Here is a 20,493-nt window from a genome sequence, read left to right as displayed (position 1 = left end):
TCATGATCAGATTTGACTCGCTGCACCCCGATCTACTGCAGGCTCTTCGTGACGCCGGCTGGCACTCCCAGCGGAGAGTGGATGCCAGCCCTTGGCTCGACTCCTTGCAGCAGGAGGGGTACCAACCGAATTCGAAGGCTGAAGAAATTCTTGTCGCGCTAGGGGGCCTGATTATTGAACCTATGAATAAATCTGGACCGAACTTCAGCAACGATGAACCTTTCAATTTCGACCCCATTTCGGCTGGGGCTGGCCAGTGGGCCCTGGTATTGGAGATTGAGGAAGCTCTGGGTGGGCGATACTTTCCTATCGGTGAATGGCTCAGCTATTCGAGCGTCTTCGTGGAGGCCGGCGGGGGGGTGGTTGCCGCTGGCCTTGGATGGATCTGGGGAATGGGTTCGACCATCGAAGACGCCTTGGGGTTGGCAGTTTGTGCAGATCGACCCCTCGTGTGCCTGCACTCCGACCCGGGACTGGAGCCGTGGCCACGGTGAAGTTGCAACAGTGAACTGAAGTCCCGCAAGGCGCGTCCTGGTGGGGCTTCAGCGTGGGGGTGACGGCAGTAATTGACGGCAACGTCAGCGGACGAAGGCGGCGCAGGGCAGCGGTTCATCGCCGTCGCCGTTGGCCGTCTCGGTGGTCTCCGGGTTGCTGAGCGCGGTGCTGAGGGTGTTGATGACGTCGTGCTGGCGGCGGAGTCGGATGTGGGCGTAGACGGTGGCGGTGACGCCGATGTGGGCGTGCCCCAACAGCTCCTTGATCACGACGAGTTCCACTCCCTGTTCCAGGAGGAGGGTAGCTGCCGAGTGGCGGAGGTCGTGGAACCGGATGCGTCGGAGCCCGGCCCGGTGGAGCAGGGTGTTGAAGTGTCGGGTGAGGGTGGACCCTTCGATCGGTGCACCATCGGGGCGAGTGAAGAGGTAGCCGCTGTGCTGCCAGCCCGTCCCCGCCGCTTCGCGTTCCTGGAGCTGCCGGGCGCGGAGCTGTTCGAGGGAGCGCAGGTACCCTCCACACGTACTACGTGCTGGCGGGTGAGACGCCGATCTTGGTGCACAATTGCAACGACGATGTAGCGAAAATCGCAACCCACGCTGAACCTCGCCACATTGAAGGTGGACATATGGTCGACGAAACATCGAGTCTCTTCGATGACGACGCCGACTTGGGGAATCTGACTGCCCGGTCTGGTCGCACTGTAGGGAAATATCACGCTGACAGTCGCGCGATCCGAACAGTCATTGAAGCTCCTGATTTCATCGGGCAGACCTAAATGGGAGTGCGTACGAGGGTCTACACCGTCATACGTGATGCGGATACCTTGAAGCTGAAGACCATACATCCGGGGCTTCCCAGAGATATACGAGGGTATTGAGTGATGGCGCTGAAGATACAGGTGAGGGGGGAGACGGTGCAGTGCTGGCCCCATTGGTCTCGCTTGAGAGTGTTAATCCACTACTTCAGGGGATCGACCGCGAGCGTTTTCCCATCCTGGGGTACATTGATCCGTATGGGGATACAATCTTCAATTCCCTTCAAGTCCGTTCGCTCATGAAGGAGTTGAATTCCTGGCCGCCGGGAGCGGTGGTTGTTGAGGCGCCCCTCGACCGATTGGTCGAGTACTGTAAATTCGTCCTCGCCGATACCCATAGGTATCTTTGGATTTTCGGAGATTGATACTCAAGCCTTGAAAAAATGAATCAGGTGGCCTGATCAGGGATCTCGCTTGCAGCCTCACCAGATCCGATTCCGGTGGGGCTGCCGAGGATCCTGACGGCAGTAGTTGACGGCAACGTCAGCGGGCGGATGCCGCGCGAAAGCGGCGGTCTACGTGGCAGCGCTTCGCTGTCCCGTCAGGGTTGCTCAGAAGCCGATATCTCCTGTCGGTCGCGCGAAACCTCGGCCGAGAACACAGCCGAAGAGGGCGCAGAACACGCGGAGTTCAAGACCGGGACCTGCAACGGGTGATCGAGTACCCGAAGCTCGGTTTCGCCGTCGAGCAGAACGTACCGGGGGATGTGCATGACGCTTACGAGCGCCTCCTGGGCGCCGGCTTCGACAGCCGACTCATCAACAGCTGACACACGTCGACTCGGGGCGAGTGGCGGGGTGTGCGCGATCCACCAGCCGAACCTGTTTCCTCGGCTGTCCACGCTGGCCAAGCTGCTCGCCGCCGACCGGTGGATCGTCCTCGACGACGTTCAGTTCGCGCGCCGGGACTACCAGCAGCGCACCCGGCTCGCGGCTCTCGACGACCCGAGCAGGCAGCGGTGGCTCACGCTCCCCACGCACCTGCCCAACGGACGCCCAACACTCGTCAACCAGGCGTTGCTCGTCGAGCCGCGCCGGTCTCGCCGAACGGTCAGCCTGCTCATTCGCCAGTACTACGGTCGTAGCCGCTACTGGCCTGCGGTGAGCGAGGTCCTGGACGTGGTCCTCGACCGGTTCGAGAACACGGACCGTATGGCGGACCTGGCGAGGACATCGCCCCTCGCCCTGCTCACCGCTCTCGGCTGGAATGGTGAAGTGCTGGAAAGCAGCGCCATGCCGACTCGCCAGGGCCGGTCCGAGCGACTGGCCGACCTTGCCGTGGCCACCGGCAGCAACTACTACCTGTGTGGCACCGGAGGCCTGCGCTACCTCGACTACCCGCCGTTCGCAGCCCATGGCGTCACCGGTGTGCCTTTCCACACCCCTGTGGATGTAGGCGACCGGCTCTGGCAGTGGGCCCGACGGGTCAGCAGCCTCTGGGCGTTGAGCGCGACCGGCCCGAGTGAACTGGCGACCAAGTCAGCGGTGGAGCGTTCAGCGAGAACCGCACCCGCTCGGCGATCGTCGACGCCTTCACGGCCCCTCCAGGGACAAGAAAAAGGCGAGGCCCGAAGACCCCGCCCGCATCCCACGAACCCTCAACTCACGGCCACACAAGGCAATAAGGCTGATGCCCCGCCTCATGCAACCGGTGGCTGAAGTCCTGCCACTCGTGCAGCGAATGGGAGGGGCGGGGTGCTGACCAGGGGATTCTCGGTGAGATATGTGCTGACCTGCGGAAACGGCTCTCGGTAGTTCTCACTGGTCGGCGCTGTTTCCCAGGCTCATGTGCCCTGGATGTGCCCTCGCAGGCACATCAACTGCTGAAGCTTCTGTCCACTGGATGCCATCGCCATCGACCCGATCGGGGTCGCCGTATGACGGGACAGGTTCAGCCTCTTTCGCACCCAGACAGTCCGAGACGAACTCTGTGACACACCGCCGGATGAAATGATGAGCGGAGCTCGGGCGGCGAGGGCCGCTGGGACGGGGAGGTCAAGTGGCCGGGGACGGGAACCGCGCACGGGCGGACTTCATCTGGTCCGTAACGGATTTGCTTCGGGGCGGCTTGAAGGGGAGCCAGTACGGAAGGGTAGTCCTGCCTTTCACCGTGTTGCGCCGCATGGACTGCTTGCGCCGGAACGAAGCGGACCGGCGGTTGAGCGCGGCTGCGGGCGACCTGGCGAGCGATGGCGCGGGCACCGTTGCCATCGGCGACGCACAGGTGCCCACAATCCAAAGGGAGGGCAACTCTGCGGCAGCGGACTCGGACGAAACGAGGGTCGGGTCGGGTGAGAGCCCCGGCCTCCCAGATGCCCCGGACGGCCTTTCCGGACTTCTGCTGACGGTCGACGACGAGTCGTCACTAAAAGCCGAGCTGCATTTGGCTGAGATGGTGGACAGGTTCGTACGGGAATTTCCCGCAGAAGTCGTCGATGTGCTGGATTCGTTCGAATTTCCGAGCAGTGTCCGCCAATTGGCGGATGCCCGGGTGCTGCGGCAAGTGGTGTCACGGTTTGCTGAGCTGGATCTGAGCCTAGCCACCGTTTCCAACGAGGAGATGGGGCGGGAGTACGAGGAACTCCTCCGGCTCTTCACCGAAGCGTCGCCGGACACCACGGCCGAGCACACGAGTCCGCAGGACGTGAGTGCGTTGACCGCCAGACTGCTGCTCGGCCCAGACACCGGAGCACTGACCCCGACAGGGCCCTCGATCACTGTCTACGACCCATGCTTTGGCACTGGCGGCATGTTCTCCGCCGTCGAAGACTTCCTGCATGAGCTGGGAAGTACCTCCGAGGCGTCGGTTTCCGGTCAGGAGATCAATCTGGAAACCTACGCAATAGCTCGCTCACTACGAATGATGAGAGGCGCTGACCCCACAGGCATCTTGCACGGAGACGTCCTCACAGACGACCGGCATCGAGGCGAGATGTTCGACTATCTGCTGGCGGCCCCTCCAAACGGTGTTGATTGGAAGCGGCAGCATGATGAAGTGACCCGCGAGGCAACGGAACTGGGATTCGACGGGCGCTTTGGTGCAGGGCTGCCCCGCGTTAGCGACAGTTCCTTGCTCTTCGTCCAACACCTCGTTGCCCACATGCGGCCCGCGGACGAGGGGGGTGCTCGAGCCGCCATTCTGTTCACCGCGTCGTCCCTGCAGAGCGGAGGCGCCGGCTCTGGCGAGTCGGAAATCCGACGATGGCTATTGGAAAACGACCTGCTGGAGGGCGTGGTCGCCCTGCCCGCATACCTGCTGCCGAACATCGGCGTTTCGATGTACGTGTGGCTGTTGTCCAACCGCAAGCCGCCCCAACTGCGAGGTACGGTCATCGCGCTGGACGGTCGCGGACACTCCGCGACCCTGCGCAGGCCGCTGGGCGGAAAGCGCCACTACTTGACGGACCAGCACATCGCCTGGATTGCGGAGCGGTACGAGGCGGCCTACGGCCTTGCGTCGGAAGGCGGCCAGGAAGTTGACAGCAAGGGCGAGGCGTTGTTGCTCCACGCCGAAGATCTCGTCTACCAAGAAGTCACGGTCGACTGGCCGTTGCGGCAGCACTTCACCGTGAGCGCCGACATCGTCGCTGACGTCGAGTCGTCGAGAATGCTGACGCGTTTCGACGAAGCGCCGGCCTTGTTGCGCGCCCTGCGCGCGGTGACCGGTGAGACCTGGCCCACTCGGGCCGCATTTGAGAGTGCGTTCTCGACGGCGCTGAGGAACGCGGGCCTGTCGACCGAACTTCCGCGCTCGCTGTGGAGCCGCGTACGCAAGGCCGTGGCAGTCTCGGACCCGGAAGGCGAGGTCCAGACCGACGAGCGGGGGCGCACGCTTCGGGACCCTGACCTGGCCCACAGAGTCCGCGTGCCCCTCGGGCAGGACGCCGCGGAATTCGTACAGCGCGAGATAGCTCCCGAGCACCCGGACGTATGGCTTGACCTGGACACCGTGAAGATCGGGTGTGCGCTGCCGCAAGCTCCTTTCCTGGTAAGCGGGCCCGGCACCGGCTTTGGCCCGCTCTCCACGGTGGCGCGGCGTATAAGCCGCTGGCTCGGCCAGAGGGCTACGGAGGGCCTGCCCCAGTTGCGCGGCACCGACCTCCAGACGGCCGTCACGGCAGCGGATCTTCCGCAAGCTTCAGCGGCGGGGCAGAGTCTGGCCGTCTGCACCGGCGGAGACGTGGTAGGGCTGGCGGGCAACTGGCGCTTGCTGCCACCGGACTTTGGGGACGCGGTAACACAGCTGACAGTCCTGCGTCCCCTCGGCAACAGCGGGCGCGCACTGTGCGAGTGGCTGCGGACCCGCGCAGGCGAAGAGGGCGGTGCGCATCCCCGCGTCTCGATGAACTCGCCAGCGCCCGTCGAGCTCATCAGGGACCCCGAGTTCAACTCACTCCTGGACGACCTCGACGGCGGCAAGGAAGCTCTTGCCCGCACCACCTCCAGGATCCTGCCGAACGTGTTCCGTGACCCTCAGGCCGGCCTCGACGAGATGCGCCGCATCGCCAAGGCTTCGGCGTACGAGGCCCGCATCGTCGGGGAGCTTGTCCAACCGCTCAGGGACCCGGTGTGGCGAGCGGAGTGGAGCTACCCCTACCACGTGGCGGCCCTGGCGCGGCAGTACCGCATTGCTACGACCCTTGCTCAGCGCAAGGACGCCCTGCTCAAGCTTGCGGAGAGCGTGGCGCGCTGTGTCGGAGTGCTCGCACTCGCGGTTCGGATCCGCCGTCAACAGGGCTTCGATGGTCCCCTGCCTGGTCCCTTCAAGAAGGGTGGTGCGACCTTCGGGACATGGCAGTACCAGATCAGAGACCTCGTCAAAACTGGGCCTGTGCCCGAACTTCCAGAGTTGGAAGGGGCCTTGGATCCCGACGGGTTGCTCGGTCTGCTGGACCGATTGCGCGAGATGAGGAACGACTCCAGTCACGCAAGCAGGGTGCAACCGGAACACGAGTTGGAGCGGGAGGTCGAAGCTCTGGAGCCGGTAGTCGTGGCGACCTTGGAGTCCGTGGGATGGCTGTCCGGCCTCCACTGGGACCTTGTCGACATGTGCGCGTACACAGGCAACGGTGGGTTCACCCTGATCGGGCGGCGTCTGCGTGGCAGCCATCCTGATTGGGAGCCTTTCAAGCGCGCATACCCAGGCACCCTCGACCCGAACCGCATCTATGTGGAGGGCCCTTCGTCCGTCGAGCCCTTGTCACTGTGGCCGATCGCAAGGGCGGAGGTGTGCACGGACTGTGACGCGCGGGAGCTGTTCCTGCTGCACAAGATAGACAAGGGGAATGGGGCGATCACCTTGCGCTGCGGCAGGGACCACGAGTTGCCGCGGCACAGCGCCTGAGGCGTAGGGCCGCGGGGAAACCCGAGCGGATCCGTTGACAGATTCTGCCGTTCCCGTCGTGGCAGCACTCGGCACGGCACGGTGTCAGGCTGCAAGGGAAGCGAGCCAGACGGGGTAGAAGCTGATCGGCTTCCTCGGGGTATTCCTGCTGGATCCAGTGGCCGCAGCCGTCACCGATGTGCCGTGTCCGGACCGGCGCTCACCCGGGACGGTAGCGCTGCCAGTGGTCGATGTCCTGATGTATCCAATTATGAAAAGAAACTGACTACACGTCACTGAAGGCGCTAGCGTCACAGTCGTCCCTGTGGGCTACCGAAGCCCCACACCACTTGCACCTTCAGGACGCTCGTGAAGATCAAGCACGTACGCATCGAGAACTTCTGCTGTCTCCGCACGGTGGACGTCGCTTTCGATGCCATCACCTCCCTCATCGGCCCGACCGGCGTCGGCAAGTCGACGGTGCTGCGTGCCCTCGACTGGTTCTTCAACGGAGAAAAGGGCGGAGTGCTGAGAGAGGATGACGTTCACTCGGCGGCAGAGGGCAAGCGGATCCGTGTGGAAGTGGAGTTCGACGGACTCACCGCGTTCGACCGAGCCGCGTTGGGTCACTATGCGCCCGACGGTATCGAGTCAGTGGCCCTCTGGCGCACGTGGGAAGACGGGGACGACCGGATCACAGGGAAAGCTCTCGCGTACCCGCCGTTCGAGGAGATCAGGCGGCGCGATGGAAACCGTGAGAAGCACAACGCGTACAAGGAACTGCGCGACAGTGACCCAGGGTTGGACCTGCCCGCTGCCCGGGGCTGGGACGCTGCGGAAGTGGCCATGCGCACCTGGGAATCACAGAATCGCGATCGGCTCGACGAGGCTGAGGTCGAAAGCACGCAGTTCTTCGGCTTCGCTGGTCAGGGGCTCCTTGCCAAGCTGATCGATTTCGTGTTCATCTCCGCCGACCTGCGCGCCTACGAGGAAGCGGACGACGGCAAGGCCACTGTGGTGGGCCGGATTCTTGAGCACGCAGTGGACCGTTCAAAGGCCGAGGCGCGGTTTACGGCGATTGAGGACGGGGCGCAGGCTGCGCGCGAGAAGGTGCATGAGGAGGTCTACGGCCCGATGCTCAAGAAGCTGTCGGGCTCGCTCTCTGACGAGGTCGCCAAATTCACCACGGGTCGACACATTGTCGTGACGCCTGTGGCGCAGACGCCGAAGCCCGCCAAGACCTCGTTCGCGGTCACTGTCAAAGACGGGGCGGCTGTGACGTCGGTGCGCCGCCAAGGGCACGGCTTTCAGCGTGCCTTGATCATCGCGGCGTTGAAGTATCTCGCCGAGAGTCGGCGTCCCGAGGACGGAACGCGCTCTCTGTGCCTGGCGATTGAAGAGCCGGAGCTGTTCCAGCATCCAGCCCAGACTAGGGTCTTCGCTCAGGTCCTGAGGGGCCTGGTTGCCTCGGCAGCAGACCGGACGCAGGTGATGTACGCAACGCACAGTCCTGTGTTCATCGACCCTCGGAACTACCAGCAGATTCGGCGACTCGGCAGAGTCGGCAGTGGAGACCACCCCGACGTGCGGGTACGACAGCTCTCGGAGCACGACCTGGTGCAGTCGCTTACGGGCCGCGTTACGGAGAAATCGATCAGACGGCACGCCAGTACGCGATACGTGAAGGCGCTGGCCGAGGGCTTGTTCGTCAAGGCCGCGGTGGTAGTCGAGGGGGAGACGGAGGAGAACCTCATCCTCGGTTTCGCAGAGCGTCAAGGGGTCAGCCTTGGGGCTGACGGCATCATCGTGATCAACGCCGAGGGCAAGGACAACCTCATCCTGTGCCACGCCATTCTCACGGGATTCGGGGTGGGCTGCTATGTCGTCTTCGACGGCGACGCGGGACCAGAGACGATGGCTCGCGACGCCAATAAAGCGCAAGTGGCATGCGAGAAGAACATGGACATCCTGGGGTATCTGGGTGCTTCAGTGACGGCTCGTCCTGCGACTGCCTGCGAGGTGACCCACACGGTGTTCGAGGACGATCTGGAGACCTATCTCGCCAAGGACTGGCAAGCGTGGAATGGCCGCCGGAAAGAGCTGATCAAACAGACCGACGGATACGCCGACGGTAAGCATGCACCGACGTATGGTGAGGCCGCCCGTACCGCCGGGGGCGAGCCGAAACTCCTGCATGCCCTGCTGGAGAACGTGATGGCCTTGGCCAAATGAGTCTGTCGGATCGTGCTTGGCCCGTCTGTGACTACGGGCCAAGCACAGAGCATGAGACGAATGAGCGCGGTCAGATACGCGCTTTCCAGTTTCGGATCGCCTGGTCTAGTCGCGAGCGCAGTCGCGTGGCTGCGGGGGTTCCTGGCAACAGTTCCCCGAAGGCTTCGCTCTGGCGTGGGGCGATGAGCCCCGCGAGGTTAGCGGAACTTTGTGACGGATACACCAGTGAACAGTTCTTGTCGCCAAGCTCCTGAGCCAGGCCGAGGAAACTGCGGCCGACCCCCAGGCCGGGTGAGGCGCTGTAGTGCTTTGCCTCGATTGAGGCGACGAGCTTGCTACTCCTGGGATGTACCCCAGCCTGTCGGCTGCGTTCGGCTTCTCGGTGCTCGATGATTGCGACGTCGCACTCGTGCGCCACCTTCGACCGGCCCGCGACGACGTACACACCCAGATGGATTTCGAGCCGCTTCTGAGTGTCGGGGAAGTTGATCAGCGCGTAGGTGAAGTTGCCTGACCAGAGATTCCCCGGTGACCTGCGGAAGTGAAGTCCGGTAGCCGCGGTCGAACCGTCCTTCGTGAGGAGCACGGTTCCGCTGGCTTCTCTCGCGGCATCGATGCACAGCACCAGCAGGGACGCCTCGTACAGGTCGGACTCGTCCGCGTTGTCGCGATACACCTTCTGCAGGGCGCCGATCGCATTCTCGATGGCTGGCATCAGGTTGTCTTTGTTCATCGGGTGGCCTCCGACTGCGTCTCAGCATCTTCTGCGAGCAGCTCTCGCACCGTCTGGAGGGCGATGCGTGCTTGCTCAGTCTCGTCCTGCAAGTCGATACGCGACGGGATTTCCAGATCGGGGTCGCCGAACTGGATCTCCAACTCCATTGCGCCTTGCGCAGCGGTCTTCAGCGCTGCCTGCCGCGTGCGGTACATGGTCTCAGCGAGCGTGAGGAGAGCCTTGCGGATCAGCTCCATGCGCTCCTCATCTGTGTACGGGATCACGGCGACGTCGTTCTTCCCGAGAGCCGAGAGCTCAGTCGCTGCAAGGCGACTCGCTCGCTCTTCGTACAGTCCCTCGTGTCGGAGCTCCTTCTCGGTCACCGAGCGCCCGTGCCGGACCTCCTGGTCCAACTGATCGGCCAGGGCTGGCATTTCAGCCCAGAGCTGAGACATGATCGATTCGTACTGGCCGTAGTTGATGGCCACGTCTCCCCCTCGCTACATATATTGGGTGCCGGGGACTGTACTCAGGGCGACTGACAGACACCTGGACTTGCGAGATTCGGGCGCAGGTCATGCCGTTTTCCTGCTGGCCTCCTCCGTCTACTGTGTCGCTGCGGGCAACTGCATCCAAACCCGGCGGCCCCACCATGAACAGTGGGGTCCTTCCGCAGCCGCTGCTGGGCGGGCCTGGAAGGAGTGCCATGCCGCAGCTGCCGCCGAGGGCAAGGCCGAACGATAGGCACCGAGGAAGAACAGCGGGCTCCTGAGCCGCTGGTTCGCAGCCGATGCAGAAAATGAGACGAGGAATCGCTCGGCTTCTCATGACGCTTCCTCGTCTCGTCCAGAGCGGTTTGAAGAGCGCTATTGGCTGCTGACGAGCCAGTCAAGCAAGCTCTGCACCCAGGGCCCGGAGCGTGGGGACCAATTCGGGGTGGTCTCCACGCGAGGCTGACTGCATCAGTTCGGTGATAACGATGATCTGTGCGACGCGTCCGGGCTCTGTCTTGAGTACGGGAAAGGTGTCGCGGACGCGCTGGGTGAATCTGGGCACGCGCAGGGAGTACGCCAGCAGCATGGCCGCGTCGTAGCCGGCGGGCGCCTGGCCGAAGCCTTCCCAGTCGAGGAGGTAGGGGGTGGCGTCGGTGAGGTTGGCGGTGTGCAGGTCTCCGTGGGCTGTCGTCCAGTCCGTGATCCTGGGGCCGGGCATGCTGAGGAAGCGGGGCACGGTGCGGTCCACCCACTCCTGGCGTACGGCCACGCGGTCCGTCGGGACCCTGCTCACGTAGTCCAGGTCCGCTCGGAGCGAGTCCCACCACGAGACTGGCGGATCGGGATCCGTGTGCAGGACCGGGCTCGGGGAGACAGCGGGCTCGGTGACGTACTGGTGCAGGTCCGCGCGGTAGGCGTGGCCGTCGCTGCTCGTGTCCGAGGTGTCGTACAGCAGCGGTTTGCGGACGTGCCGGTCGAACAGGGCGGCGGCCTGGCCGTTGCCCTCCCAGATCTTCCCGGCCGCCTTGTCCTCGGGTGCCGAGAGCAGCCTCAGCCAGCAGACTCCGCGGTCCGGGTGCTGGACGCGGCTGCTGAGGGTGCGGCCGTACCAGCCCCAGACCTCCGGACCGACGACCGTGGTGTTCAGCGTCTGCGCGGCCTGGACGAATGCTCGGTGCATGCGCTGTTGGTCGGCGGCGTCAGTCGGCGGCGAGTACATCCAGCACCTTTCGCAGGGTGGAGACCGGGATGGGCGGGCTTCGCAGAGCCGCTTGTGCGTCGGCCCAGTGTGCCGGGGTGGAGGTGGAGAGCAGAATCCGCGTTACGCCTGGGCAGGAGGCCGTGGCGAGGAGGCATGCCTGGGGGACGGTGAGTTGCGGGCTGAGGAGTGCGGTGAGTTCGGGTGTGGCCAGGTGGGGAAGTTTCCCGCCGAACAGGGGTGCTGAGGCGTGCACCTGCCATCCGAGTTCGGCCGCCTGGGCGATGGGACCGTTTCCGTCCAGGGCCTGGGCGAACGCGGTGGCGGTGACGAGGGATACGGGCAGTTGGATGGCTCGCAGGTGGTGGTGTTCCGTGCCGGCGGCTTCGGCCGCCAGTTGGTGCAGGGAGGGGATGCTCAGGGCGCCGGTGTCGAAGCCGTCCCAGGTGGCGACGCCGTACGCGCTCAGGGTGCCTGCTGCCGCTTCTGCTTCCAGGGCGATGAAGGCGTCACGCAGGGATTCGTACGGGTCGCCGTCAGCGCGCTCGGGGTTGTGTGCGAAGACGAGGTCCACGTGGTCGCGGCCGAGTTCGGTGCGATTGCGGGAGCACTGCCAGTGGACGTACGGGGTGCTCAGACAGTGTCCGTGTTTGGCGGCGTCGGTGGTGAGGGCTCCGTCGGCGACGGCGTCCTTGATGGCCCGGTCGGTGAGGAATCCGACCTTGGTGGAGACCGCGACGCGGTGCTGGGTGAGAACCGGGGCGAGTAGCGACTGGGCTTGTCCGCTGAGGTAGTTGGGCGCAGTGTCGATCCATGCGGTGGTCGGGTCGGTGGCTGCGCGGATGACGGCGTCGGACAGTGCGGACGGCTGGATGCGGTAGGTGCCCAGACCGAGAGCTGGGATCGTCATCGTCGGTCTCCTTGCACCACTGTGGCCGCCTGGCCGTTCAGCAGATCGGAGACGACGGCCGTCACGTCCGCCATGGGGATTCCGGTTGTCGCGACCAGTTCGCCGAGGGAGACGGCGCCGGGTGCGGCGGACGTCAGGCGCTGAAGCAGAGGCAGGGCCTCCTCGGCCAACTCCCATTCGTTGTCGCAGGCTCGGAAGATCACTCCGTCCCCGTCGGGTGCGGGGCCGATCTGCGCGCGACTGCTGGTCAACTGGATGTGGATATCCGGGTCTGCGGGGAGTCCGGTGATGTGAGGAAGGCTCGGGCGGAGGCGGGTGAGGTCGGTGCTGTCACGCATCGCCGTGTACCGGCCGAGCAACCCGGGGTCTTCAAGGGCGGTGGTGACTTCCTTGCGTAGTCGTTCCAGGTATGCGGCCTGTTGCGCTGCGGTGGCGTGTACGGGCAGGTCTTCGCGCAGGATGTCGTGGCGGCGTAGGTCGTCGGCGAGCCAGGACAGGAGTTGGGCGCCGGTGGTGGTCTGGATGCCGAAGGTGAGGTGGAGGGAGTGCTCGCCTTCGGAGGCGGCTACCGAGTGCCACCAGCCGCGCGGGAGATAGAGCATGTCCCCTGGGCGCAGGACCAGTTCCGCGACCGGTTCCTCCGGCGGCGGTTCGGGTTCGTCGGTGTCCTTGTACATGGGGGCGGTGCGGGTGGGGCCGTACACCTTCCAGCGTTTGGCGCCGTCGATCTGGATGACGACGACGTCGTGGTCGTCCCAGTGCACGCCGAAGCCCTCGCGGGCGGTGAAGGAGGCGTACAGGTTGGTCTGCACGCCGGTGCGCAGCCACTGCTCCAGTTCCATGGCGGCGCGGCCGATGGGCGGGTGGAGTTCGTCGACGGCGTCGATGACCAGGGAGGCGCCCTCGGTAAGTCGGGCGTGCAGTTCGGTGGGGTGCAGGCGCTGCCAGACAGTGTGCCGACGGGTGGTGACGGGAGCGGTGTAGCGGTGGGCGGGCAGCATCTCCCCGTCGGCAGAGAGGCGGAAGCGGGGCGGCTCCAGGCGGTGGGTCGCCAGGATGGTGTTGACGTCGTCCCAGGTGATCAGCTCGCCCGGGTGCGGGATGGCGGCAGGAGTGTGGCGGTAGCGGCGGTGGAGCACCTGGGCCAGGAACTCGTCCTGGCCCAGGTGAGCCGCCAGATTCAGCGGCGACAACGCTTCTCCTCCTGGATCAGTCGTTGCCGTCGGTACGGCCGGTGCTGCCGCCGTCGGACGGGGTGACGCCCCGCTCGCGGGCGGCCTGGATGCGGCGACGTGCCTTGACCAGCCCGGCCTGGGCCGGTCCGGTCTCCGGGTTGGTGGCGGTGTTGTTCGGCATTGCTCCTCCTGGGGTTCGGGGATGAAACGGCATTGCAGACCCGTCCCGGACGGCGTTTGACCTGTCCATGGACTCGGGCGGTTGATCCGCCCGGGACGGGGCTTGCAACCCGCCCCTGCCGGGGCTTGTCGGGTGGGGGAAACCTCTCGATCGGCTACGTCCGGCAGGGACGGGAACTCAGGGGCCGGCCGGGGCGGTGGAGACCGCGACACCGATCACGAAGCCGCACGAGGCGGCAATCAGCGCGGTCGGAAGCGGGCCGGTGTACCGCGCCAGGCAGCTCACGACGTGGCCTGTCACGCCTTCCACCAGGCCCGCCACGGCCGGGTGATGATCTCGCGGTATGTGAGATGTGAGGGGTTGCGGCCGCCGTGCCCGAACACCCAGTCCTGCGGTTCGGCGAAGTCGATGCTGGGTCGGGAGGTCTCGCCGCAGACGGCGCATTGCATCGCATACGTGGTCGGTTCCGCATCCGGCTCCCGGTCGGGCTGGATGGTCCACTCCGTGTGGCAGATGACTGCGCGGGTATTCACCGGCCTGCCTCTTCGAACTCGGTCTGTCTGCGACAGGCGCCGGAGGGCTTCTCCTGGCCGGCGAGGACGTATGGATGGGACAGTGCGGCGCGGAGGGTGTCGACGTCCGTGAGGGTGTTGTCGTCGGGCAGTTCGCACCAGCCGCCGAACCAGTCGTCCATCAGCTCAAGGCCAGGTGCCACCAGCCAAGAGTTGCTGGAGAGATGCCGCACGGGCAGGTCGTCCCAACTGCCGAGGGTGCCGGTCCTGATCGCGTAGTAGAGGCGTTCGTTGGGCTTGTCGTACAGCACGGGGCCGATCGTTGCGCCGGTGGCGCGGAGGTGAGCCAGGGCCAGGAGGCCGATGTCCGCGGGCGTCCGTACGAGGTCCCAGCAGTCGCCGACCTGGAGCAGGCGCAGTCCGGGCACATCGTTGACCATGAGGGCGCTCCGCAGCGCTTCGCGTAGGAACATCACGTGCCTCCTTGCCGTTGGAGGTTGGAACTTGCGCCGAGTGAAGGCGAAGGACCAGTGGTCACCCTGGTGGAACGGACCACGATCAGACGGGTACCGGTCGCGGTTATCCGCCGCTTCCGCTCGTTGGCGGTGCGCTTGGGGCCGAGGTGACTGAGGACGGGGATCACGGTGCCGTAGGTGTCGGGGAGTTCCAGGGCGTCGAGGAGGCCGACGAAGGCGGGGGAGCAGACGGTCACAGTCGCCTCGCGGTCGGTGAAGACCCCGCACAGGGTCAGTTCGTGCCGGCGGCAGTACTCGGTGAGGCAGTCGACCAACGCCGCGTGTCGGGCACGTCCACCGGTGACGTGGCGTATGTAGCCGAAGACGTGTGGGCCGGTGACCGGGCGGCGTTCCGTGATGGGTTCCTCGTCCATGCCCATAGCGTCGGCTGGCGCGAACGGCCTCGAAATGACCTGCTGTTGTACTTCCGTTGCACTTCTCGCCCTGCGCCGTCACAGAGGGTGCTTACATACCTGACGGAGGGGAGGTAATCCGTGGTCAGCGTGCAGCAATGGACAGGCCGGGAGGCGAGCGCTCTGCGCGCTGCCCTGCGGATGAGCACGCGCGCCTTCGCCGAGCACCTGGGCGTCGCCCTGCGTACGGTGGCCAAGTGGGAGAGCCTGCGCGCCGAAACGCAGCCGCGGCCCGATACGCAGGCGATCCTCGACACCGCGCTCGCTCGTGCCGATGCTGCCGCCCATGCCCGGTTCGAGGCGGTGCTGTGCCCGGAGCGAAAGAGCGCGAGGCCGGCGGACTACGAGACCTGGACCGAGGACATCGAGCGGGCCGTGGTCTGCGTCAGCCGCCAGAACTTCTCCTTCGCCTCCACCTTGTTGAACCGCTGGCTGGGGAGTCACGACCCACACCGCCTGGAGGACAAGGGCCTTTATCTGTACGGCCGTTCACTTGTGCTCCTCGGTGACCTTCAGCGGGACCAGGGCGCGATCCTCGGCCCGCTCTCCGCCCTTCACTCCTACCGGACCGCCCGTGGCATGTTCACCGAACTCGACATCCCGCGCCGGGTGGCGCAGATCGAGCTGTCCCTCGCTGTCGTACAGGAGATGTCCGGCCAACTCGAAGCCTCCGCCCGCCACTACGAACTCCTCGCCACCGACGAGCGCCTGAGCCTTCGCGACCGCGCCAGGGCCCAGCTCTGGGTGGGTACGGCCCTGAGTAAGGAAGGCGACAACGAGTACGCCACCAACGTGATGGCGGACGCCACTCGAGCGTTCGAGGACCTGGGCGAGCCGGAGGACTGGTCGGTCGCCCACCAGAAGCTGGCCCTGGCCCACCGCGGTGCAGGGGACCTGAAGCAGGCCCTGCACTACATCGACATCGCGCGTACCACCGGCACGGTCGACTCTCCGATGCAGCGGGTGCGGTTGGACACCGCGTACGGGCACATCCTTCTGTCGGATGCGGCGACCCGGAATGATGGGCTGTCCGTCCTCGATCAGGCGGCACAAGTGGCTCAGCAGTTCGGGCTGAGCCACCAGCTGCGCAGCATCGAGGGCATCCGTAGAGGCCAGCAGGGATGAGCCAGGGAGTGCACGTGCCGGAGCACCAGCAGCGCCAGATCACCGACGAGCAGTTCCACGACGCGACGTTGATCTGGAACTACCACCAGATGGGCCACGAGCAGCGGTCCTGCTCGGCGGCGATCGGCCTGGGCAGCCACGACCTGGGCGTGGCCACCACGGCCGCCGATCTCTACCACGCCGGCCTCTTCCCCGTCGTGGTGTTCAGCGGCGGCAACAGCCCCACCACCCGTGCCCGCTTCCCGCGCGGCGAGGCCGTCCACTACCGCGAGCATGCGCTCGCCCTGGGCGTTCCGGACGAGGCGATCCTGGTCGAGTCGAAGGCGGCGAACACCGGCCAGAACATCACCTTCTCCCGGGAGTTGCTGGCGGAGGCGGGCGTGGAGGTGGAGTCGCTGCTACTGATCTCCAAGCCGTACATGGAACGCCGCTCGTACGCGACCTGCCGCAAGCTGTGGCCCGAGGCCGAGGTGGTCTGCGCCTCCGAGCCGCTGGAGTTGGACGACTACATCAAGTCCATCGGCGACGAAAAGCTCGTCGTCGACATGCTCGTCGGGGACCTGCAACGGGTGATCGAGTACCCGAAGCTCGGCTTCGCCGTCGAGCAGAACGTACCGGGGGATGTGCATGACGCTTACGAGCGCCTCCTGGGCGCCGGCTTCGACAGCCGACTCATCAACAGCTGACATACGTCGACTCGGGGCGAGCGGCGGGGTGTGCGCGATCCACCAGCCGAACCTGTTTCCTCGGCTGTCCACGCTGGCCAAGCTGTTCGCCGCGGACCGGTGGATCGTCCTCGACGATGTTCAGTTCGTTCGCCGGGACTACCAGCACCGCGCCCGGCTCGCGGCTCTCGACGACCCGAGCAGGCAGCAGTGGCTCACGCTCCCCACGCACCTGCCCAACGGACGCCCAACACTCGTCAACCAGGCGTTGCTCGTCGAGCCGCGCCGGTCTCGCCGAACAGTCAGCCTGCTCATTCGCCAGTACTACGGTCGTAGCCGCTACTGGCCTGCGGTGAGTGAGGTCCTGGACGTGGTCCTCGATCGGTTCGAGAACACGGACCGTGTGGCGGACCTCGCGAGGACATCGACCCTCGCCCTGCTCACCGCTCTCGGCTGGAATGGTGAAGTGCTGGAAAGCAGCGCCATCCCGACCCGTCAGGGCCGGTCCGAGCGACTGGCCGACCTCGCCGTGGCCACCGGCAGCAACTACTACCTGTGTGGCACCGGCGGCCTGCGCTATCTCTGCTACCAGCCGTTCGCCGCCCATGGCATCACCGTTGTGCCTTTCCACACCCCTGCGGATGTAGGCGACCCGGTCTGGCAGTGGGCCCGACGGGTCAGCAGCCTCTGGGCGTTGAGCGCGACCGGCCCGAGTGAACTGGCGATCAGACTGACTGCCGAACGAGCAGATCGCCTCCTTGGAGACAACGCGTGAGTGATCAGCCCGACAAGCCGTTTCTCCAGATCGTGGCCTGCGCGGCCGGTGTTGCCACCGACGTCGGCAAGCTGATCACTGCAGCGCACGAGCGGCACTGGGACGTCGGCGTCGTCGCCACCCCGCAAGGGCTCGGTTTCCTCGACGTGGAGGCGGTCGAGGCGCAGACCGGCCGCCTTATCCGCTCGGCCTGGCGATCACCGGGAGAACCGCGCCCGACTCGGCCCGCGGATGCGATCGCGGTCGCCCCGGCCAGCTTCAACACCGTCAACAAATGGGCCGCCGGGATCTCCGACAACCTCGCACTGGTCATCCTGTGCGAAGCACCCGCCATGGGTGTACCGGTCGCCGTGCTGCCGTACCTCAACGCGGCTCAGGCCGCTCACCCCGCGTACCAGCAGAGCCTGGAACGGCTACGCGGGATGGGCGTTCTGATCGGCTCGTACGAGCCACACAAGCCGAAAGCCGGAGGCGGGGCCGACCGTTACCCCTGGGAGGAGGCGCTGGAACTTCTCGCTCCTCGGCTGTCCCCGCGGGCGTAATCAGCGCCGCTGTCCCTTCGAGGACTCCGGAGACGAAGCCGATGGGGTCATGTCGGGCGGAGCAGCAGGGCGTTGCACGGTACGCCGGGCGTCGGCTGCGCTGGCTGCCTGGGCTCGTGGGCTGGGTGCGTGGCGTTGGCCCAGACGGCGGACTCGCCAGGTCAGGGTGCGGGCCGGACTGCGGGCATCGTCCAGAGTTCGTTGGTCGAGGGCCTGGTCCAGGACGGTGGCCGCGTTGTGGCCTGCGGCCTCTGCCTCGGCGAGCACGGCGGCGAGGGCGTTCCAGGCAGGGTCGTTGAGAATGTGCTCGGCATGCTCGGGGACCGCCTGTTGCAGGTGGTAGGCGTAGCGGTGCTGGGTCTGCGGGCTGGGTGCCCGGCTGGCGAGGCCGGCGAGGACGGGCCCGGCGATCTGGGCGTACGCGGTCTGCAGGTGGATGAGGGTCTGTTCGGCCGCTGCCTGCTGTTGGGCGTGCTGGCGGGCGCGGTGCCAGTGCATCGCGTAGGCGACCGCGGTCAGAGCGACGTCCAGCAGCATCGCCAGCCCGGCGCCGTCCTCGCGCCGCGCTGGGTCCTTCCAGATCGCCTGGACACTGCGACGCAGGACGCGGGCACTGGCGTGGTCGGCGGCGATGCGGGAACGGGTGGCGCGCTCGAAGGCGACGGCGGCTCGTTCGAGTTCGGCCCGCGCTGCGTCCGGGGCCGTGAGTGGGAGCAGATCGAGTGCTCCGCCGAGCGCGGCCAACTGGCCCTGGGCCGCTTCGTCGTCGCTGTGGGCCAGGTGGTGGGGGATGCGTTGGGTGGCGGCGGTGGCCTGGTGCCAGGGGTTGCCCGGCCGGACAGCCACCGGTTCGGGGCTGGTGGTGGCCAGGCGTTGGCGGATCTTGGGCAGGGATAGGTCGCCGGCGAGGGTGGAACCCGCGTAGAACACGGGCTCGCCCTTGTCGTTGGTGTCACCGGGCAGGGCGAAGTTGCAGCCGAGCGCGTCGCCGGAAGGGCCGAGCTTGAGGCGCACGGTCACACCGGTCGCCTCCAGCAGGGCGAAGAACTCGGCCTCGGTGGAGGCGGCGGCCATCGCGCGGCGGACACGCAGGCGCAGGATCTCGCGGGATGTGGCGTCGTGGCCAAGGCGCCTGGCCTTGAAGACTTCCTTGCTGGTGGGGCGTTTGGCAGCGGTGCCGTCGCCAGGCTTCAACCGGCGGAGCCCGTAGTCGATTTCGATCTGGCGGGCTTCCTTCTGAACGGCACGGATGTCGTGGTCGCGTTTGGGGCGTCGGCCGTCCTGACGGACGAGGGTAGCGGCGATATGGATGTGGTCGTCGGCGTGCCGTACGGCCACCCAGCGGCATGCTTCCGTGTCCCCGGTGGGGGCGATGCCGGCGGCGGCCACGATCCGCCGGGCGATCTCCGCCCACTGGGCGTCGGTCAGGATCGGGTCCTCCGGGGCGGCGCGGACCGGACAGTGCCAGACGGTCGTCTTGGGTGCCCGGCGGCCCAGCATGGCTATCGGCTGGTCGAGCTGCGTGTGGAGCTGCTTCTCCACTTCCTTGGGGTCGCGGTGGGGGCTGCGGCCGGGGTCGGGTGCGAAGTCGTTCCAGGACGCCACCAGGTGCGGGTCGACGTGCTCGTTGGCGGTGCCCTTGCCGAAGAGGTAGGCGATCAAGTGACGGGTCTCACCCTGGCCGAGGATGACCTTCGGTATCACCGGCTCACCGCCCCTCTACGACCTGGGCGACTGCGGTATCGACGGCGGCGATGGCCGCTTCGACGCGTTCCAGGAGACGGTGGACGGTGTCGGGCTGGGGCCAGGCGCCATCCTTGTTGAGGTGCCAGGTGAGCTGGTTGAGGTTGTTGCCGAGGCCGCCGAGCTGTCTGTTGGCGGCCATCAGTGCCTTGACCGTGGCGCGGTAGTCGGCGACGGCTGCGGCGGGGTCCTCGGCGCGGGCGGCGGCCAGGGATGCCTCGGCGACGTAACCGCCGACCGGCATCCGACTGATGCCGGCGGCGCGTGCGAGTTCGGCGAATTCGCTGTCGCTGTAACGGGGATGGACACGGCGCTCACGCAGACGCGACTGACGCAATCGGCGACGCGGCGCGGACGGCTGCACAGCGCGCGACGACGACTTGGTCTCGTCCCCTTCCTCGGTCGGTCCTCCCGGGCCGGCCGACTCCGGCGCTGCGCCGGACGCCTCCGTCCCCCTCGGGGCGGAGGCCGGGTAAGGACTCCTTATCCGACAACTTGCTGTGCTGTCAGGCGTGGTGGTCACCTCCTGTTCGCTGGTGGGCAGTTCGTGGTGCGGTTCGGGCATGGGGCGGTTCTCCGTGCTGTGTGGGGATAGGGATGGGGGGTGTTTCGGTGCGTCTGGGCCTTGGAGGCGGCTGACCGCGGTGTTCTGGCTGCCGTACGTGAA

General features: G+C 66.2%; 20 protein-coding genes and 2 pseudogenes. 9 read left to right on the top strand and 13 right to left on the bottom strand.

The features are described 5' to 3' along the window. Positions 1 to 2 precede the first annotated feature (2 nt). Positions 3 to 494: an SUKH-3 domain-containing protein gene (locus tag ACIQBL_RS46290; RefSeq protein ID WP_401954619.1), complete on the top strand. Its 492-nt coding sequence runs from the start codon at positions 3 to 5 to the stop codon at positions 492 to 494. Positions 495 to 578: 84 nt separating this feature from the next. Here ACIQBL_RS46290 and ACIQBL_RS46285 read toward each other — a convergent pair whose 3' ends face one another. Then, the gene (locus tag ACIQBL_RS46285; protein ID WP_401954616.1) at positions 579 to 1,136 is read right to left on the bottom strand and encodes a tyrosine-type recombinase/integrase; all 558 of its coding nucleotides are present in this window, start codon (positions 1,134 to 1,136) and stop codon (positions 579 to 581) included. Between the two features lie 813 nt (positions 1,137 to 1,949). On the opposite strand from ACIQBL_RS46285, the pseudogene ACIQBL_RS46280 reads away from it, so the two are divergent. From ACIQBL_RS46280 to ACIQBL_RS46265, 4 genes and pseudogenes are all read left to right on the top strand, one after another. Further along, positions 1,950 to 2,078 (top strand): annotated as a pseudogene (locus ACIQBL_RS46280) (YdcF family protein); the annotation flags it as partial. Beyond that, positions 2,020 to 2,661, top strand: a pseudogene (locus ACIQBL_RS46275) (WbqC family protein); the annotation flags it as partial. The pseudogenes ACIQBL_RS46280 and ACIQBL_RS46275, both read left to right, overlap by 59 nt. Positions 2,662 to 3,307: 646 nt before the next feature. Further along, on the top strand, positions 3,308 to 6,652 hold the full coding sequence (locus ACIQBL_RS46270; RefSeq protein WP_401954614.1) for an N-6 DNA methylase: 3,345 nt from the start codon (positions 3,308 to 3,310) through the stop codon (positions 6,650 to 6,652). Between the two features lie 348 nt (positions 6,653 to 7,000). Further along, positions 7,001 to 8,863 (top strand): ATP-dependent nuclease, encoded by a 1,863-nt coding sequence (locus ACIQBL_RS46265; protein WP_401954611.1) that lies wholly within the window; start codon positions 7,001 to 7,003, stop codon positions 8,861 to 8,863. Positions 8,864 to 8,933: 70 nt separating this feature from the next. Here ACIQBL_RS46265 and ACIQBL_RS46260 read toward each other — a convergent pair whose 3' ends face one another. The 10 genes from ACIQBL_RS46260 to ACIQBL_RS46215 form a co-directional block, all read right to left on the bottom strand. After that, complete coding sequence (locus tag ACIQBL_RS46260; RefSeq protein WP_401954608.1) at positions 8,934 to 9,596, bottom strand: hypothetical protein; 663 nt, start codon at positions 9,594 to 9,596, stop codon at positions 8,934 to 8,936. Continuing rightward, entirely contained in the window at positions 9,593 to 10,066 is a 474-nt protein-coding gene (locus ACIQBL_RS46255; RefSeq protein ID WP_401954605.1) for a hypothetical protein, read from the bottom strand. Before ACIQBL_RS46255 ends, ACIQBL_RS46260 begins: the two co-directional genes overlap by 4 nt. 400 nt (positions 10,067 to 10,466) lie before the next feature. Then, positions 10,467 to 11,252 (bottom strand): phosphotransferase, encoded by a 786-nt coding sequence (locus tag ACIQBL_RS46250; RefSeq protein ID WP_401954603.1) that lies wholly within the window; start codon positions 11,250 to 11,252, stop codon positions 10,467 to 10,469. A gap of 19 nt (positions 11,253 to 11,271) precedes the next feature. Next, a complete protein-coding gene (locus ACIQBL_RS46245) occupies positions 11,272 to 12,180 on the bottom strand; it encodes an aldo/keto reductase (protein WP_401954600.1) in 909 nt (302 codons plus the stop codon). Continuing rightward, entirely contained in the window at positions 12,177 to 13,373 is a 1,197-nt protein-coding gene (locus tag ACIQBL_RS46240) for a cupin domain-containing protein (protein ID WP_401954597.1), read from the bottom strand. Before ACIQBL_RS46240 ends, ACIQBL_RS46245 begins: the two co-directional genes overlap by 4 nt. 16 nt (positions 13,374 to 13,389) lie before the next feature. Further along, a complete protein-coding gene (locus ACIQBL_RS46235; protein ID WP_401954594.1) occupies positions 13,390 to 13,536 on the bottom strand; it encodes a hypothetical protein in 147 nt (48 codons plus the stop codon). 177 nt (positions 13,537 to 13,713) lie between these two features. Continuing rightward, a complete protein-coding gene (locus ACIQBL_RS46230) occupies positions 13,714 to 13,836 on the bottom strand; it encodes a hypothetical protein (protein WP_401954591.1) in 123 nt (40 codons plus the stop codon). After that, positions 13,833 to 14,069, bottom strand: coding sequence for a hypothetical protein (locus ACIQBL_RS46225; protein ID WP_401954588.1), 237 nt, complete (start codon positions 14,067 to 14,069; stop codon positions 13,833 to 13,835). Before ACIQBL_RS46225 ends, ACIQBL_RS46230 begins: the two co-directional genes overlap by 4 nt. After that, positions 14,066 to 14,521: a hypothetical protein gene (locus ACIQBL_RS46220; protein ID WP_401954586.1), complete on the bottom strand. Its 456-nt coding sequence runs from the start codon at positions 14,519 to 14,521 to the stop codon at positions 14,066 to 14,068. Before ACIQBL_RS46220 ends, ACIQBL_RS46225 begins: the two co-directional genes overlap by 4 nt. Then, positions 14,521 to 14,937, bottom strand: coding sequence for a hypothetical protein (locus ACIQBL_RS46215; RefSeq protein ID WP_401954583.1), 417 nt, complete (start codon positions 14,935 to 14,937; stop codon positions 14,521 to 14,523). Before ACIQBL_RS46215 ends, ACIQBL_RS46220 begins: the two co-directional genes overlap by 1 nt. A gap of 120 nt (positions 14,938 to 15,057) precedes the next feature. Here ACIQBL_RS46215 and ACIQBL_RS46210 point away from each other — a divergent pair, with 120 nt between their 5' ends. Genes ACIQBL_RS46210 through ACIQBL_RS46195 form a run of 4 tightly spaced genes read left to right on the top strand, consistent with a single transcriptional unit; the run spans position 15,058 to position 18,083 of the window. After that, on the top strand, positions 15,058 to 16,101 hold the full coding sequence (locus ACIQBL_RS46210; RefSeq protein ID WP_401954580.1) for a helix-turn-helix domain-containing protein: 1,044 nt from the start codon (positions 15,058 to 15,060) through the stop codon (positions 16,099 to 16,101). Further along, complete coding sequence (locus tag ACIQBL_RS46205; protein ID WP_401954577.1) at positions 16,098 to 16,787, top strand: YdcF family protein; 690 nt, start codon at positions 16,098 to 16,100, stop codon at positions 16,785 to 16,787. The genes ACIQBL_RS46210 and ACIQBL_RS46205 overlap by 4 nt, the downstream gene beginning before the upstream one ends. Before the next feature lie 28 nt (positions 16,788 to 16,815). Continuing rightward, positions 16,816 to 17,541: a WbqC family protein gene (locus ACIQBL_RS46200; protein WP_401954574.1), complete on the top strand. Its 726-nt coding sequence runs from the start codon at positions 16,816 to 16,818 to the stop codon at positions 17,539 to 17,541. Next, positions 17,538 to 18,083, top strand: a complete 546-nt coding sequence (locus tag ACIQBL_RS46195) for a flavoprotein (RefSeq protein WP_401954571.1) — start codon at positions 17,538 to 17,540, stop codon at positions 18,081 to 18,083. The genes ACIQBL_RS46200 and ACIQBL_RS46195 overlap by 4 nt, the downstream gene beginning before the upstream one ends. Here ACIQBL_RS46195 and ACIQBL_RS46190 read toward each other — a convergent pair whose 3' ends face one another. After that, positions 18,084 to 19,787 carry a mobilization protein gene (locus tag ACIQBL_RS46190; RefSeq protein WP_401954568.1) on the bottom strand — a complete coding sequence of 568 codons (1,704 nt, stop codon included), beginning with the start codon at positions 19,785 to 19,787 and terminating at the stop codon, positions 18,084 to 18,086. Between the two features lie 4 nt (positions 19,788 to 19,791). Next, positions 19,792 to 20,163: a plasmid mobilization protein gene (locus ACIQBL_RS46185; RefSeq protein ID WP_401954565.1), complete on the bottom strand. Its 372-nt coding sequence runs from the start codon at positions 20,161 to 20,163 to the stop codon at positions 19,792 to 19,794. Positions 20,164 to 20,493 lie beyond the last annotated feature (330 nt).

This window comes from Streptomyces sp. NPDC088350, assembly GCF_044753545.1.
GTDB lineage: Bacteria > Actinomycetota > Actinomycetes > Streptomycetales > Streptomycetaceae > Streptomyces.
Note: the sequence above shows the minus strand (reverse complement) of the source record. Positions and strands in the feature narration are given on the sequence as shown.